Annotated in this window: 14 protein-coding genes; 10 read left to right on the forward strand and 4 right to left on the reverse strand. The window is 56.4% G+C overall.

Going from position 1 to position 14,978, the window contains the following annotated elements; genetic code table 11:
- Positions 1-133 precede the first annotated feature (133 nt).
- The gene (locus FE788_RS00615) at positions 134-835 is read right to left on the reverse strand and encodes a YggS family pyridoxal phosphate-dependent enzyme (protein ID WP_138378829.1); all 702 of its coding nucleotides are present in this window, start codon (positions 833-835) and stop codon (positions 134-136) included.
- Here FE788_RS00615 and FE788_RS00620 point away from each other — a divergent pair.
- Positions 834-1,493, forward strand: coding sequence for a thiamine phosphate synthase (locus tag FE788_RS00620; RefSeq protein WP_138378830.1), 660 nt, complete (start codon positions 834-836; stop codon positions 1,491-1,493). The two genes, FE788_RS00615 and FE788_RS00620, sit on opposite strands and share 2 nt — an antisense overlap.
- Before the next feature lie 24 nt (positions 1,494-1,517).
- Here FE788_RS00620 and FE788_RS00625 read toward each other — a convergent pair whose 3' ends face one another.
- A complete protein-coding gene (locus FE788_RS00625) occupies positions 1,518-2,525 on the reverse strand; it encodes a carbohydrate porin (RefSeq protein WP_138378831.1) in 1,008 nt (335 codons plus the stop codon).
- A gap of 488 nt (positions 2,526-3,013) precedes the next feature.
- On the opposite strand from FE788_RS00625, the gene FE788_RS00630 reads away from it, so the two are divergent.
- From FE788_RS00630 to holA, 4 genes are all read left to right on the forward strand, one after another.
- Positions 3,014-3,532, forward strand: a complete 519-nt coding sequence (locus tag FE788_RS00630) for a DUF3576 domain-containing protein (protein ID WP_210414054.1) — start codon at positions 3,014-3,016, stop codon at positions 3,530-3,532.
- 158 nt (positions 3,533-3,690) lie between these two features.
- Positions 3,691-6,264: a leucine--tRNA ligase gene (gene leuS, locus FE788_RS00635; protein WP_138378832.1), complete on the forward strand. Its 2,574-nt coding sequence runs from the start codon at positions 3,691-3,693 to the stop codon at positions 6,262-6,264.
- Between the two features lie 51 nt (positions 6,265-6,315).
- A complete protein-coding gene (gene lptE / locus FE788_RS00640) occupies positions 6,316-6,918 on the forward strand; it encodes an LPS assembly lipoprotein LptE (protein ID WP_138378833.1) in 603 nt (200 codons plus the stop codon).
- 18 nt (positions 6,919-6,936) lie between these two features.
- Positions 6,937-7,983, forward strand: a complete 1,047-nt coding sequence (holA, locus tag FE788_RS00645; protein ID WP_138378834.1) for a DNA polymerase III subunit delta — start codon at positions 6,937-6,939, stop codon at positions 7,981-7,983.
- 78 nt (positions 7,984-8,061) lie between these two features.
- On the opposite strand, the gene FE788_RS00650 is transcribed toward holA, so the two are convergent.
- Together FE788_RS00650 and FE788_RS00655 are read right to left on the reverse strand one after the other, a co-directional pair.
- Positions 8,062-8,880, reverse strand: a complete 819-nt coding sequence (locus FE788_RS00650; protein WP_138378835.1) for an enoyl-CoA hydratase/isomerase family protein — start codon at positions 8,878-8,880, stop codon at positions 8,062-8,064.
- 80 nt (positions 8,881-8,960) lie between these two features.
- Positions 8,961-9,869: an ATP-binding protein gene (locus FE788_RS00655; RefSeq protein ID WP_138378836.1), complete on the reverse strand. Its 909-nt coding sequence runs from the start codon at positions 9,867-9,869 to the stop codon at positions 8,961-8,963.
- Positions 9,870-10,321: 452 nt separating this feature from the next.
- On the opposite strand from FE788_RS00655, the gene FE788_RS13980 reads away from it, so the two are divergent.
- The 5 genes from FE788_RS13980 (at position 10,322) to FE788_RS00675 (ending at position 14,901) form a co-directional block, all read left to right on the forward strand.
- Entirely contained in the window at positions 10,322-10,471 is a 150-nt protein-coding gene (locus FE788_RS13980; RefSeq protein WP_168190201.1) for a hypothetical protein, read from the forward strand.
- 108 nt (positions 10,472-10,579) lie between these two features.
- Positions 10,580-10,882 carry an STAS domain-containing protein gene (locus FE788_RS00660; protein ID WP_138378837.1) on the forward strand — a complete coding sequence of 101 codons (303 nt, stop codon included), beginning with the start codon at positions 10,580-10,582 and terminating at the stop codon, positions 10,880-10,882.
- 95 nt (positions 10,883-10,977) lie between these two features.
- Positions 10,978-12,162, forward strand: a complete 1,185-nt coding sequence (locus tag FE788_RS00665) for a PP2C family protein-serine/threonine phosphatase (RefSeq protein WP_138378838.1) — start codon at positions 10,978-10,980, stop codon at positions 12,160-12,162.
- 448 nt (positions 12,163-12,610) lie between these two features.
- The gene (locus FE788_RS00670) at positions 12,611-12,916 is read left to right on the forward strand and encodes an Mpo1-like protein (protein ID WP_138378839.1); all 306 of its coding nucleotides are present in this window, start codon (positions 12,611-12,613) and stop codon (positions 12,914-12,916) included.
- Between the two features lie 125 nt (positions 12,917-13,041).
- Positions 13,042-14,901: an acyl-CoA synthetase gene (locus tag FE788_RS00675; protein WP_138378840.1), complete on the forward strand. Its 1,860-nt coding sequence runs from the start codon at positions 13,042-13,044 to the stop codon at positions 14,899-14,901.
- Positions 14,902-14,978 lie beyond the last annotated feature (77 nt).

The raw sequence follows: 14,978 nt of genomic DNA on the forward strand, positions 1-14,978 counted from the left end.
TTTCTCTACCCCCAGAATTTCTAGCTTATTGGAGATTTCATGCTTATTGGACCATGCGTCTGATATCTTCCGACTTCCCGGCCCCTTTCCAGGGCGCCGGGCTTTTTTTTATTGTGTGGCGTGATGGAGCAACCTATTCACAATTCACTCTAAACCGTTGCCCGAAAATGGCGGTGCCGAGGCGCACATGGGTGGCGCCCAGGGCGATGGCGGTCTCATAATCATTGCTCATGCCCATGGACAGTTCTTTAAGCCCGTGCCGGGCAGCAATCTTTTTCAGTAGCGCGAAATGCGGTGCCGGGTCTTCGTCTGCCGGCGGAATGCACATCAGGCCGACGACCGGCAGGTTCAGCTCTTCTTTGCAGAAGGCGATGAAATCGTCGGCCTCCCGCGGCGCGATACCGGCTTTCTGGGCTTCCTCACCGGTATTGATCTGAATGAAAAGGTCACGCCTTATCCCTTCCTCTTCGAACAGCCGCGCCAGCGTGCGGGCCAGTTTCGGCCGGTCCAGCGTTTCAATCACATCAAACAGACGCACCGCCTGCCGGGCCTTGTTGCTTTGCAGTGGGCCGATCAGGTGTAGTTCCGTATCGGGAAAACGGTCTTTCAGCGCGGGCCATTTGGCGGCCGCTTCCTGAACCCGGTTTTCCCCGAAACGGCGCTGTCCCGCCTGAAGCACTGGCGTAATGACGTCAGCGTCGTGGGTTTTGGAAACCGCCACCAGCCGCACGCTGCTCGGCGGACGTCCGGCGGCTTTTTCGGCCGCGGCAATTTTCTCAAGAACCGTTTCGAGAGCGGTGGTCAAGGTGAATATCCTGCTGTATAGAGAAACCATGTCTTATGCGCGTCAGACCCTATCAGACATTGCTCGAAAGCTCAACGCCCGAAAGTTCGTCAATCGGAAGCCGCGGGACGGGGCGGCCCGGACGCTGCCTTTCGGAGCGGCAATGTTTTTAAGTGATGCCCGAACGGTGCCCGATCCGCGGGTGGTGATCGAACGGCTGCCGCCGGACAGCGTGGTGGTGTTGCGGGATTATGATCACCCGGCGCGGCAGGATCTGGCGCGGGATTTGGCGGCTGTATGTCGGCAAGGGGGGCATTATTTCCTGGTGGGCGCGGATGTGGCGTTGGCCCGGTCGGTAGGCGCGGACGGTGTGCATCTGCCGGAAGGACTTATGTCGCTGGCTTTCTCCCTGCGTGCCCGCCGGGCCCCGTTGTGGATCACGGCCGCCTGCCATGGGCCGCGTGCCCTGCGCCGGGCCGAGCGACTTGGCGTTGACGCGGCTTTGGTCTCGCCGGTCTTTCCGACCCACAGCCATCCCGAAACCTTTGTTCAACGGCGTCTGACCTTGGGGCCACTTCGCCTGCGGCGGATCGTTTGCGAAACCTCCCTGCCGGTCTATGCACTGGGGGGAATTACGGCGCAAAATGCGGCTCGGCTAACAGGGATCCCGTTGGCAGGTCTGGCGGCTATTCGCGGTTATCTGCCCTGATTAGGGGGTTCTAAAACATAACGATCAGAAATTCACATTGGTGCCCAGCAGGAAGATCTGGGTATCGCTCAGGGGGTCCTGTTCGTCGCTTTGCCCATAGGTGTAATAGGTAAAACGGCCGGTAAAGCGAATATTCGGCCGCAGGCTGTAGCCCGCCCCCACTTCCAGGGCATAGATGTTGTTGAAATATTGCTGCGCCATATATTCATTGGCGTTGGCACTGAACAGCAACTCCCGATCGCGACGATACTGGGCAAAACGGATGTCGGTGAACCAGCTTCGGCCACTATAGCCGAGGCCCACGTCAAAGCCGTGCAGGTTCAGATCGGAAAGGCTTTTTTCTCGGCTGAATGAGGCCCCAATGGAAAACCCGGCATAGGCCACGTCCAGAGACAGGTTATAGACCTGGCGGTTCAGGATATCATAACCGGACCCTTCGTAAAGCGGGGAAAAAATGCTATCCGGGGTGATCAGGAAACTGGAGCCCAGGGAAATGTCCAGGGTGTTGCGCGAGGTGTCGGCAGAGACCGAACCATAGGAAAAAGTGATGCGATTGCCGGTGATGATGCTGCCGGACAGCAGGGAACCGGACATCAGGTCCGCCGCTCCCGCCTCTGCCGGAAGGGTCTGTCCCGTTCCGAAAACCAGCGGTTTGATGTTAAACAGAATAGACGGTTTGCTGTCCTGGCTGCGGGCCACTTTCAACGTGGATTTCTTTTTCCCGGCGTCCTCCGGGTCGTTGAGAAAGATAAACTGGTCCGCCGTGTCCGCCGTAGGTTCATCCAGCATGATTTCCACATCATCCGTCTGATCGGCAAGCCGGTCCGAGTCCGCAGGGCCGTTAAAGGCAAAGGACAAGGCCGGGGCAGCGGGAAACTCCTGGGCAAGAAACCGGGAAGACGTCTGGGCAGCAGAAAGCGCCGACGATGGGTCTGGCTCAGCTGCCCGCCCGGACTGGCCCAACGCCAAAGGGGCCGCCAGCCAGATGCTGAAAGCCGTTGCCAGTCCTATAATGCCAGAAGGCCGTCTCACGGGGTTTCCTCTTCTTATCATTTGGCGTTTGTTCTGCGGTTTGTTGTTGCGGGTTTATTAATCCCGGGAGCCTGGTGTTGGTCCGCTCCGCCCGCAGGGGTAACGCCGAATTATGAAAACTTTATGACAGTCTTTCCCTCGTTCTTAAGTATAAGCTTCCTGAACCAGAAATTCAAATGGAATCCCAAAATATTATGGCGAAAAGCTGACTTTTTGGACCAGGAAATTCACCGGGAGACTCACCAGCAAATTTGGCGGGCCGGGCGGTGGGTTTTCGCAAATTCTTGTCGCTTGGGCGAAGAAACTGTTGTCTCAGTCCGGACAAAGGGATAAACAGCTTTATCTGAAGAAAGTCAAGGGCTATGATGCCCTGCCATATCCGCCTCTCTGCCGTTACGGGTGAGGGTCTTGTTCAGTCCCTGTTCAAGACAGTCGCCGGAAACAAAGGAGGGGCGGGGGGTAAAGTAGAACAGACGAATGGATGGTGTATGACTTTACGGGATCAACAAATCGCACAGGCCCAGGGGGCAGAATCAACAAGGACCAAAGCCGGTGGCGTAAGGCCGGCGCTGAGGCTGGGGGGCATGGTGCTTGGGATGCTGCTGCTGGGAGGATGCAGTATTTTCGGTGGCGGAGATGATAAAACCGCGCCACTTGAAGCAGCAGAAGAAGTCTATCAGATTGGTGTTAATGCCTATTTATGGCGGGCCACGCTGGATACGATCCGTTTCATGCCGCTCCTGAAGGCGGATCAGAATGGCGGCGTGGTGCTGTCGGACTGGCAGGTCAATCCCAACAATCCTGAGGAACGCACCAAGGCGGAAATTTATATCATTGGCCGGAAACTGAGTGCGGATTCCCTCAAGGTCAAGATTCACCGGCAACAAAAACGCGGTGAGGACTGGATTGAGGTGGGCCCACGCCCCGGCGCGGAATTCCAGCTGGCCAATGCCATCCTGATGCAGGCCCGGTTGCTACGCCGGAACAATGCCCCGCTCACCAATTAGGCTGGCCAATGAGGGCTGGTCAATGAGAACTGGCCCCTTGGGCATTATGGGTGCTGAAACGATACAACGATCGGAAAAAATTTCCACGAACCACCTGGGGCCTGGCATGCGGGGCCCCGTCGGAGATTCGGGATACACTGAAATTCGGGATACCATGAATGACACGCTATAACGCCGCAGTGACCGAGGCCAAATGGCAGAAAATCTGGGACGAGCGTAACACGTTTCGGGTGACGGAAGACCCGTCCCGGCCAAAATATTACGTGCTGGAAATGTTTCCCTATCCGTCCGGCAAGATCCATATGGGACATGTGCGCAACTACACCCAGGGAGATGTGGTGGCGCGTTATCGCCGGGCCAAAGGATATAATGTGCTGCATCCCATGGGCTGGGACGCCTTTGGCATGCCGGCGGAAAACGCCGCCATGGAACACAAGGTGCATCCGGCCAAATGGACCTATGAAAATATCGCCCATATGCGGGGTCAGCTGAAACAGATGGGCCTCAGCCTGGACTGGTCGCGGGAGATTGCCACCTGTGATCCAGACTATTATGGCCAGGAACAGCGTATGTTTCTGGATTTTTATGAGGCGGGCCTGGTGTATCGTAAGGAAAGCTGGGTCAACTGGGATCCGGTGGATCAGACGGTGCTGGCCAATGAGCAGGTGGTGGATGGCTGCGGCTGGCGCTCCGGGGCGCCGGTGGAGCGGCGCAAGCTCAGCCAGTGGTTCCTGAAAATCACCGACTTTGCCGACGAGCTGAACAGCGCCCTGGAGGGGCTGGACCGCTGGCCGGAAAAGGTGCGCGCCATGCAGGAAAACTGGATCGGCCGGTCCGAAGGCCTCAGGCTCTTTTTTGACGTGCAGGGCGTGGACGGTTTTGACAAGCTGGAGATTTACACCACCCGTCCGGATACGTTGTTCGGGGCCTGTGGTATGGCGGTGGCCGCGGATCACCCGCTGGCGGAAAAACTGGCGAAGGATAATCCCGAACTTCAGGCGTTTATCGAGGAATGCCGGCGCGGTGGCACCAGCGAAGAAGCCATCGAAAAGATGGAGAAAAAGGGTTTTGACACTGGCGTGACCGCCACCAGCCCGTTTGAACCGGACCGCAAGCTGCCCGTCTTTGTGGCCAATTTTGTGTTGATGCATTACGGCACCGGTGCCATTTTTATGTCTGCCGCCCATGATCAGCGCGACCTGGATTTCGCCCGCCGGTACGGCCTTGAGGTGCGCACCGTGGTCTGCCCGCCGGGAGAAGATCGGGAAACCTTTGAAGTGGACTGGGAAGCCTATACCGGGGCCGGGACGGTGATCCGTTCCGATTTCCTGAATGGCCTGGATACGGAAGCGGCAAAACAGGAAATCGCCCGGCGTGCCGAAGAGGCGGGGGTCGGCACACGCACGGTCAATTTCCGCCTGCGCGACTGGGGAATCTCCCGCCAGCGTTACTGGGGCGCGCCGATCCCGATGATTCACTGTGAGGCCTGCGGGATTGTTCCGGTTCCGAAACAGGATCTGCCCGTCAAGTTACCTGAAGATGTAAGTTTTGACAAACCCGGCAACCCGCTGGACCACCATCCCACCTGGAAACATGTGGACTGCCCACAGTGTGGCAAGCCGGCCCGGCGCGAGACGGATACTTTCGATACTTTTATTGACTCGAGCTGGTATTTCGCCCGTTTCTGTTCTCCGAAATCGGACCAGCCCTTTGAGCGGGCGGCGGTGGATTACTGGCTGCCGGTGGATCAGTATGTGGGCGGCGTGGAGCACGCCATTTTGCATCTGCTCTATTCGCGTTTTTTCACCCGGGCCATGAAAAAAGTCGGCCTTTTGGATCTTGATGAGCCTTTTGCCGGCCTGTTCACACAAGGCATGGTCTGTCACGAAACCTATCAGGACAAGGACGGCAACTGGGTCAGCCCGGCGGAGCTGGTGCGGCTGGAAGACGGGACCTATGTCAAAAAAGATAGCCGTGAGCCGGTGCGGGTGGGCCGCTCCATCAAAATGTCCAAATCCAAAAAAAATGTCATTGATCCCAGCGAGATCATTGACCAGTACGGGGCGGATACGGCCCGCTGGTTTATGTTGTCCGACAGCCCGCCGGAACGGGATCTGGAATGGACGGAAGAAGGCATCGAAGGCGCCTGGCGGTTTACCCAGCGGCTCTGGCGGCTGGTGATCGGCAATATCAATAAGGCGGCAGCCGCGCCCCTGACAGAGCCGGCCACCTTCAGCAAACAGGCACAGGATCTGCGGCGGATGACTCATCAGTCCATCGCGGCGGTGGAAAAGGATATCGAGGCGTTTCATTTCAATGCCGCCGTGGCCCAGGTCTATAAATTCGCCAATGCCATTGCTGCCTTTAAAACTGACGGGTCGGAGGGCGACGCCTGGGCGCTGCGGGAGGCGCTGGTGACCATCGTGCAGCTTTGCGCCCCGATGATGCCTCATCTGGCCGAAGAGATGTGGGCCGAACTTGGCGGCGAGGGACTGGTGGCCGATGCGCCCTGGCCCAAGGCCCGCGAAGAACTGATGCAGGAAAGTTCCGTTACCATTGCGGTGCAGATTCGCGGCAAACTGCGCGATACAATGGAGGTGGCCAAGGATATGGATAAGGCTGAGCTGGAGAAACTGGCGCTGGCCTTGCCCAAGGTGCGGTCCAGTATCGACGGCAAGGAGGTGCGCAAGGTCATTGTGGTGCCCAACAAGATCGTCAATATTGTGGTCTAGGGGGTGACGGGGCGCGCACAAAAATGACAGGCGGAAGATAACAGGCGGAACATGACACACAAAGGCAGCGGCAGGATGGTCAAGACAGGGCTGGTGGCGATGGTGTTGCTGGCCTTGGCGGCCTGCGGCTTTAAACCCATGTATGGCCGGTTCTCGGACCAGGGCCAGGATATGGCGGACGTCATGGCCAAGATCCGGGTGGTGGAAATTCGTGACGGTGAGGGCCGCAACTCCCGCATTGGCCAGGTCATCCGCAACAACCTTGCCGCCCGCCTCAGCCCGGGGCGCGAGGTGACGTCTGCCGACTATGTCCTCAAGGTCAGTTTCCAGGTGGAAGAACACGGGTACGGTTTCACGGAAAGCGAATCGGTCACTGTACAAAACCTTAAGCTTCTGGCACTCTATCGTCTGGAAGAAGCGGACAGCAGCAAAGTGGTCGTGGAATCCATGGCGCGGGCGTTGGTGACTTTTGATCTGGTGCAATCCGATTATTCCAACATGATTGCCCGCAATACGGCGCTGGAACGCCTGTCTGATGAGGTAGCGACCCGGATTGTCGCCCGGCTTGGGGCTTATTTCAGCCAGAACGGCAAAGACGGGGCGGTGGCTGCGCCGGACGTGCCGGCGGAACAGAATGAACAGGACAGGAAATAATCCCGGGAACCGCGATATATGAAAATTTCCTATCGCGACATTGAGACCCAGGTCAAGAAGCTAAACCCTGCTTATGCGGCGGTGCTCATTTATGGTCCTGACGAAGGACTGGTGCGCGAGCGGGCGGAAAGCATCGCCCGACAGGTGGTCGAAGACCTCAAGGATCCGTTTCTGGTGGCCAATCTTACACCGGACAGCCTGAAATCAGAACCGGCGCTATTGCTTGATGAGGCGGCGGCGGTTTCCATGATGGGGGGACGGCGGGTCATCCGGGTGGACGGGGCCACAGATGTGGTAACGCCGGCGGCTAGGTCCTTTCTGGACAGCGCGCGGGACAGCGGCCGGGAAGACGGCCTGGTGGTAATCACTGCCGCAAACCTGCGGCCGTCCTCGTCGCTCAGGAAATTGTTTGAAGGCGCGAAAAACGCGGCGGCTATTGCCTGTTATGAAGACAATGCGGCTTCCCTTGAACACCTTGTTCGGGATGTGATGCGCCAGCATAATCTTGATATTGAGCCGGCGGCGGTGGCCTACCTGCAAGCCAATATGGGCAGTGACCGGATGATTTCCCGCAGCGAATTGGAAAAACTGGTTACCTATATGGGCGCCCCGAAAGATGGGGCAAGGTTGACGGTCACATTGCAGGATGTCCAGGCCTGTGTCGGGGACAGCGGGGCGCTGACCCTGGACATGATTGCCCAAGCCACGACCGGCGGGGACCTTAAGCGGCTGGATGATGTACTGTTCAAGGCTTTCAATCGGGGAGAAAATCCGGTTTCGGTGCTTTATGCCCTGTCACGCCGGTTGCAACAGCTTCATTTCGTGCGCGGGTTGATGGATCAGGGGGTGCCGGCGGAGCAGGCCATGAACAAGTTGACGCCCCGAATTTTTCCCATGGAGGCGGGCCGGTTTAAAAACCACCTTGGCCGATGGACAACCCAAGGCCTGTCCCGGGCGTTGGAAATCATTACGCTTGCGGAACAGGACTGCAAATCCACGGACATGCCAGCGGAAACCATTTGCGCGCGGGCTTGTCTGCGCATTGCCAATGCCGCCCGGCGGTAGCGGTTCTATGGGGAACAATTTTAGAGTAAATTGAGCCAACCCATCCGCAATTCACTCTAGGAAGGGGGCGTCTCTCGTTCAGGCTTTTTTGTCCGGTTGATGCTTCTGGTGGGGGTGCCAGGTGAATTCCGGGGAACGTTTATTCAAAAATGCCGCGACACCTTCCCGGTGATCTTCCCCGTCAAAGGCATCATTAAACAGGTTTTCTGACAGCTCGTCATCGTCCCGCGCGCCGGTCAGGACACGTCCGAGGAGGGCTTTCATATGATGCAGGCTGAAACGGGAATTGGCGGCCAGCCGGCGGGCATAGTCCCGCACGGCTTGCTCCAGCTCCCCGGCCGGATATAACGCATTGATCAGACCCATTTGCAGGGCTTCTCCGGCCCCGAAAATACGGGCCGAGAACAGGATGTCCCGGGCCCGGCTGGCCCCCACCAGATCCACCAGTCGCCTTGTGTCGGAAAGCCCGTAAATGAGCCCGAGCCGGGCCGGCGTGATCCCATAGCGGGAGGCATCATCCGCGAAACGCATGTCGCAGCACAAGGCCAGGATACAGCCCCCGCCGACGCAGGGCCCCTGGATCATGGCGAGTGTTGGCAGGGGGCAGTGTTCCAGGGCCTGGCAGGCGGCGCGGATGGCCCGACGGTTTTCATCCCGTTTGACGGCATCTTCCATGAAAGTTTCAAATTCGCTGATATCGGCGCCGGCGCAAAAGACGGCGGGGGTGGCGGAACGCAAAATCAGAACCTTGATCTGAGCATCGTCCGCGGCTTGCTGAATCAGGGCGGGAAGGCGCTCCCACATGGCCTGATTAAGGGCATTTTTGCGGTCCGCCCGATTCAGGACAATCCAGGCGATTTCACCGTCTTTCTGAAGATACAGGGGAGAAGAAGACATGACTACCTCATTCGGTCTCGAACCATCGCAGCGGCCCCAGCATAGGCAGCGTAAGGATTTTTGCAACCTGAATCAGGTAATCAGGTTTTGAAATAAACCACGGCCAACACCATGTTTCCATTGCCCAGATATTCCATATAATCGAAACTGGCGCTGCGGGCGAGCGCAATACCCCGTCCCGAAGGCAGGATATTATTCTCCAGGGGGCGCTGGAAAAATTTGTCCACATCAAAACCTTCGCCATGATCCGTAATCCTGAAGGTGGCAAGATCATCGCCCAAATCGAAAGCCACTTCGACAAATTTGTCCCGATTTTCCGGCAGCGCTAGGCGTCGTTTGATTTCCGATTTTAAGCGACCGTTCTGAATCAGCTCTCGTTTTTCCTCAAAACCAATGCCGAGATTGCCGTGCTCGATACTATTGATCAAAAGCTCCAGAAGGCCCAGCGCAATACGGTCAGGTTCCGGACAGGCCAGGGACAGCATGGTGGCGAGTTTCTCAGCCTGTTCGAACGTTTTGATCCGGAAGATGCCGCTTTTGATGAAGCCGAAAATGTTATCGCGGGATTTGATTTCCCGGCGTAGCTCCTGACGCTTGCGATAATCGGCAAGGGCGGATTTCAAGGTGGACAATAACGCAATTTCGCGAAAGGGCTGATGGAACCAGTAGACACTGTTCTGGTATCTTTCATGCAACAGGTGGTCGGAGCAGCTGTCGTTGACGGCGACGATGATGGGAATGTCATGTAGTTGGGGATCTTTCTGCAATGCTTGGGATAGGGTCTGTCCCTGATCCAGAAACATGCGGTCGCTGAGAATGACGGCTTTGTCCTGATTGTGGGGGGGTTCGGCGCTGGTCTTGTTCTGTTTAAGATATGCCATCGCGGCTTCCAGAGTGTTCACCACATGATGCGCCATGTTCTGGCTGTTCAGGGCTGCCAGAATGGGTTGCGCCTTAAGGTCCTTATGGCTGATAATCAGGATGGTCATGATGTGCGATTTTCCGGGCTGCCACTGTATTATTGTATTATGAAAGTCTAAATTATGGAAATTTTATGCGTTTACGCGGATTCTCCAGAAAGCAGAGGCGGCCCCATGTGCCAAACTCTCCCTATAGGCCTATATTGTGTTTTTTGTGGGGCGGTCGTCTTCCTTACACAGGAGATTACGCGGGAAATCTTACTGCCCGGTTAATAAAACCGTGTAGGCTTGTTTTAAGTCATTGTTAAAGAAAACTGTTTAGGGTTTCCTGATATAGATGAGCGGGGTATTGCCAAGTGCTTCGGAATTTGTGTTGTTCACCATGCCAAAGAGGCCGGATGCTGTTTTGGGGACACTTTTTGGTGGCACTGCGGTTTCGTGCCCCTTATCATCTCTAGAGTGAATGGTGAAGAGGTTGACCCGTTCTGCCGGTCAGGTCTGGTTCAGGAGCCAGGGATTTGGTGCAGGTCATACTGGCGGTACGGCCCAGCCAAATCCCGCAGGAACTGGGCCAGAGCGGCCCGGCCCTTCGGGTTGGCGGCTTGGGGCCGCTCACGTTGTCAGACGCCTGGCCCGATGCCCCGCATCGCCCGGCGCCGTCTTCCGCGTGAGGCGGGCCGCAATCCGCCAACAGAATTGAGCCACCCTATGCACAATTCACTCTAGAGTGAATGGTGAAGGGATTCACGCGAGTATTGTTCCAGAACAAGGGGATATGAATGCGCTATCAATTGATCAAAAAAAACGGTGTGAATGAAGCCAAACTTAGAGAAAAGGTGACTTTTTCCGATCTGGAAGAATTCCGGGAAATGATTGATCATATGCTGGCAGAGAGGGCAGTGGAAAACATCATTGACCTTTCTGAAGTTGATTTTATTGATTCTGCCGGTCTTGGCATGTTGCTTCTGGCGCGGGATGAAATCAGCAAGGCGTCGTCAAGACTGATTCTGCGCGGGCCGCAGGGGCAGGTGAAACGTATGTTTGTCGTGGCCCGTTTTGACAAGATGTTTGATATTGAATGAGCGCGGAGGAGATGAACCGCATAGCCTGCCTGTGGCAAAAGCAATTTTTATGCTTTCGGGGGAGGATCAGGATTGTCACGGAGCTGGAATGATCAATGAAGAAAACGTCGTCTATCATTAACAGGGAAGTCCTCGGCGGATGTATTCTGATTGTCGATGATGTGGAGCTTAATCGGCTTCTGATCCATAACTATCTGACCCAGGCGGGATTCCATAACCTTCATCTTGCCGTTGACGGTCAGGATGCTCTGGATAAAATCAGTCAACTCAACCCGGATCTGGTTATTCTGGATCTGATCATGCCCCATACGGACGGGTTCGAGGTGTGTCGAAAACTCAGGGCGCATGAAATGTTCAGTGACTTGCCCATTCTGGTACAAACCGCCATGTCCGAACCGGAAGAACGTGCCCAGGTGTTTGATGCTGGGGCCACGGACCTGATTGCCAAACCAATCTCGCCACTGGAAATCTGCGCCCGAACCCGAATTCATCTGGAAAACAGGTTTTTGCTGCGGGACTTAAGAGCGTATCGGAAGCGCCTGACCCGTGATCTGGAAATTGCCCGGGACATGCAGACTGCGTTGCTGCCGCGCCAGGAGCTTCTGGATGAAGTGGAAAAGGAGATGCGGATTCAGGTCGCCTATCGTTATGAAAGTTCCGACGAGCTAGGGGGAGATTTCTGGGGTTTGCAGCGGCTTGGTGAACAAAAGCTGTTTTTTTATATGGTGGATTTTGCCGGGCATGGGGTCTCCGCGGCCCTCAATACGTTCCGGCTGCATTCTCTGATCTCGCAGGTGGCCGCAATGGAGTCTCCGGCGGCTTACCTTGAGGTGCTGAATCGGGAACTGTGCAAGCTGTTGCCGGTGGAACAGTTTGCGACCATGTTCTGTGGCCTGATTGATGCCGCGGAAAGGACACTGACCTATGCCTCGGCAGCCTGTCCGGTGCCCTTGCTGGGGAAAAGGGGAACGGAGCGGGTGGAGCTCCTGGATCCCGAGGGGCTGCCGCTGGGGGTGGAGCCAATGGCCGACTATATCAACAGGAGGCTTCCCTTGGCAGCCGGGGATGTCTTGTTTATCTATAGTGATGTGCTGGCTGAAACCCCCTGTCATGACGGCACCCGGCTGGAAGAGGCGGGGGTGCAGGAAATATTCCGCAGCTGCCTTGCCGACGGCGGGGACAGCCGGCGTGTGCTGGAGGCGTTTTTTGAAAAATTTGACAAACGAAGCCCTCGCCCGCTGAGGGACGATCTAACGGCAGTGTTCTTTACGTGTCAATAAGATATGTGGATTCCGTGATCTGTCGAAAATATTTTTGTGCCTAGAGGGACGGCGTTTCGCGTCAATCTCCTTATAATTGAGTCAATGCAGAATATGGCTCTATGCAGAATAACGCGTCGTGAAGCTTGTTTGGCGCCGGCTCAGGCACCAAAACCGACAATCAGAATAACGGACAGCACATAGGAAATGACAAACGCTGCACAAAATGTGCGAAGCTGAGATTTTAGCATTTTTTCTTCCCCACCTTTCCCGTGACGAACAGAAACATTACCACATTCTTAACTTCAAGAGAATGTGCCTCGGTAAGATGCTGATCCTGCATTATGATTCAGGGAGTCCCAATTTGGGATTCGTAAAACTGTTGAGACTCGGGTTTCAAAAACGATATATTGGAGGCCAGAGTGAATTGAGCCAACCTATTCACAATTCACTCTAATGGGAGGCGTACATGACCCGGAAATACAGATCGTTTCGTGAATTTTATCCCTATTATCTGTCCGAACATGCGGACAGCACCTGTCGCCGGCTTCATTTTCTGGGCACGGCCCTGGTCATCCTGCTGTTTTTCTATGCAGTGTTTTCCGGGTCCTTCCTGCTGCTTCTGGTGCTGCCGATCTGCGGATACGGCTTTGCCTGGGTGGGGCATTTCTTTTTTGAAAAAAACAAACCGGCCACCTTCCAGTATCCGCTCTACAGCCTGATGGGGGACTTCGTCATGTTTAAGGACATGTTGATGGGCCGGGTCTCGTTCTAGAGTGAATTGTCATCAGAAGGACACGCAGGCGCCGTAGGGAGCCATCGGTTCTTTCTTCTTTTCTCACAATGGTGTAGCCTGTTGCCAGAGTTTATGTCACAGGGTCAGATATGGGGAAATAGGGGATGAAGGTTGCGCAACTGTCGGATATTGAAGCCATCGAAAGCGTGCCGCTTGAGGAACGGTATGACGGGGAGTTTACCAGCTATGCCGTCATCGCCAGAGCGGCGCGGCAAATGCCCGACAAGCCGGCCTTGCAGTTTCTTGCCACGGCCCAACCGGAGGAGCCACCCCGGACCCTCACCTACGGCCAGCTTTTCACCCGTGTGACACAGACCGCCAATCTGTTTCATGATCTGGGCCTTGGGCCTGGGGATGTGGTGTCCTACCTGTTGCCCAATTTGCCGGAAACGCATTTTGTGTTGTGGGGCGGCGAAGCGGCCGGCATTGTCAATCCTATCAACCCGCTTCTGGATGTGGAACATATTGCGGGGATCATGTGCGCGGCCAAAAGCCGACTCCTCGTCGCCCTGGGGCCGGTGCCGGGCACCGATCTCTGGGACAAGGCCCTGGCGGTACGGGATCTGGTGCCGTCGCTGGAAAAGATTATCCGGGTGGGCGGCGCCGCAGACAGCAATGATCCCGATATTATACCTCCCGATGTTATACCTTATGAGGACGTCATTGACCGGTATAACGCCGCGATGCTAGATAGTGGCCGCCGGATCCGGCCTGATGACATCTGTTCTCTGTTCCATACCGGCGGTACCACGGGGGTGCCGAAGCTGGCGCAGCATACCCATCGTAACGAGGTGGCGGATGCCCTGATGATCGCGGTGGCGGGCCAGATCGGGGAAGAGGCCGTGGGGCTGTGCGGTTTGCCGCTGTTTCATGTGAATGCGGCCATGGTGACGGGCCTGACCTGTTTTCTGCACGGGGCGACGGTGGTCCTCGCGACGCCGATGGGATACCGTACGCCGGCCCTGATCGCCAATTTCTGGAAAATTGTGGAAAAATATCGGGTGACGTTCTTTTCAGCGGTGCCCACGGTTTATGCAAGCCTGCTGTCCGTGCCGCTGGAGGGCGAAGATCTCAGTTCCCTCGATTTTGCCATTTGCGGCGCGGCGCCCATGCCGCGGGAAACCATTCGCCGGTTTGAGGCCCTGACCGGCCTTGCCCTGCTGGAGGGGTATGGCCTGACCGAAGGCACCTGTGCCAGCAGTTTCAATCCCAGGGATGGTGAACGGCGGGTAGGCTCCATTGGCTTGCGTCTGCCCTATCAACAGATGAAAACCGTCATTCTGGATGAAGCGGGGCGTTATGTGCGCGATTGTGTCCCGGATGAGATCGGCGCAGTGGTGATCAAGGGCCCCAATGTTTTCCCCGGCTATGTCCAAGAGGAGGCCAATAAAGATATCTGGGTGGCAGACGGCTGGTTGAATACCGGCGATATGGGACGTCAGGACAGCGACGGGTATTTCTGGCTTACGGGCCGGGCCAAGGAATTGATTATCCGCGGGGGTCACAATATTGATCCGGCGCTGATCGAAAATGCCCTGGCCCGCCATCCGGCGGTGCGCGAAGCGGCGGCGGTTGGCCAGCCGGACAGTTATGCCGGTGAGCTGCCTGTGGCCTATGTCAGCCTCACACCTGGCGCGATGGTTACGGAAGAGGATCTTCTGGCCTTTGCCAAAGAACATATTGCCGAACGGGCCGCCATCCCCAAGGCGATCTATATTCTGGATCACTTGCCGCTGACCGCCGTGGGCAAGATCTTCAAACCGGCTCTGCGTTATGATGCCATTCGCCGGGAATTTGCCGCCGCCCTGGCCGATATTCCGGATCTGGCGGACATTCATGTTGATGCGGACCCGCAGCAGGGCACACTGGCCACGATCCGGCTGAAGCCGGGCGCGTCCGCCGCCGCCCGGGCCAAGGTGGAAAAACGGTTGGGCGCCTATCCGGTGCCATTTGTGCTGGATTAGATTTTATCCGGGTTAATGATACACAATTCTGGTGTCTTTCCGGGGCCCCGGTGAAGGCCGGATCGCGCTTAAGGCAT

This window comes from Luteithermobacter gelatinilyticus, from assembly GCF_005849285.1.
Classification (GTDB): Bacteria; Pseudomonadota; Alphaproteobacteria; order Sphingomonadales; family Emcibacteraceae; genus Luteithermobacter; species Luteithermobacter gelatinilyticus.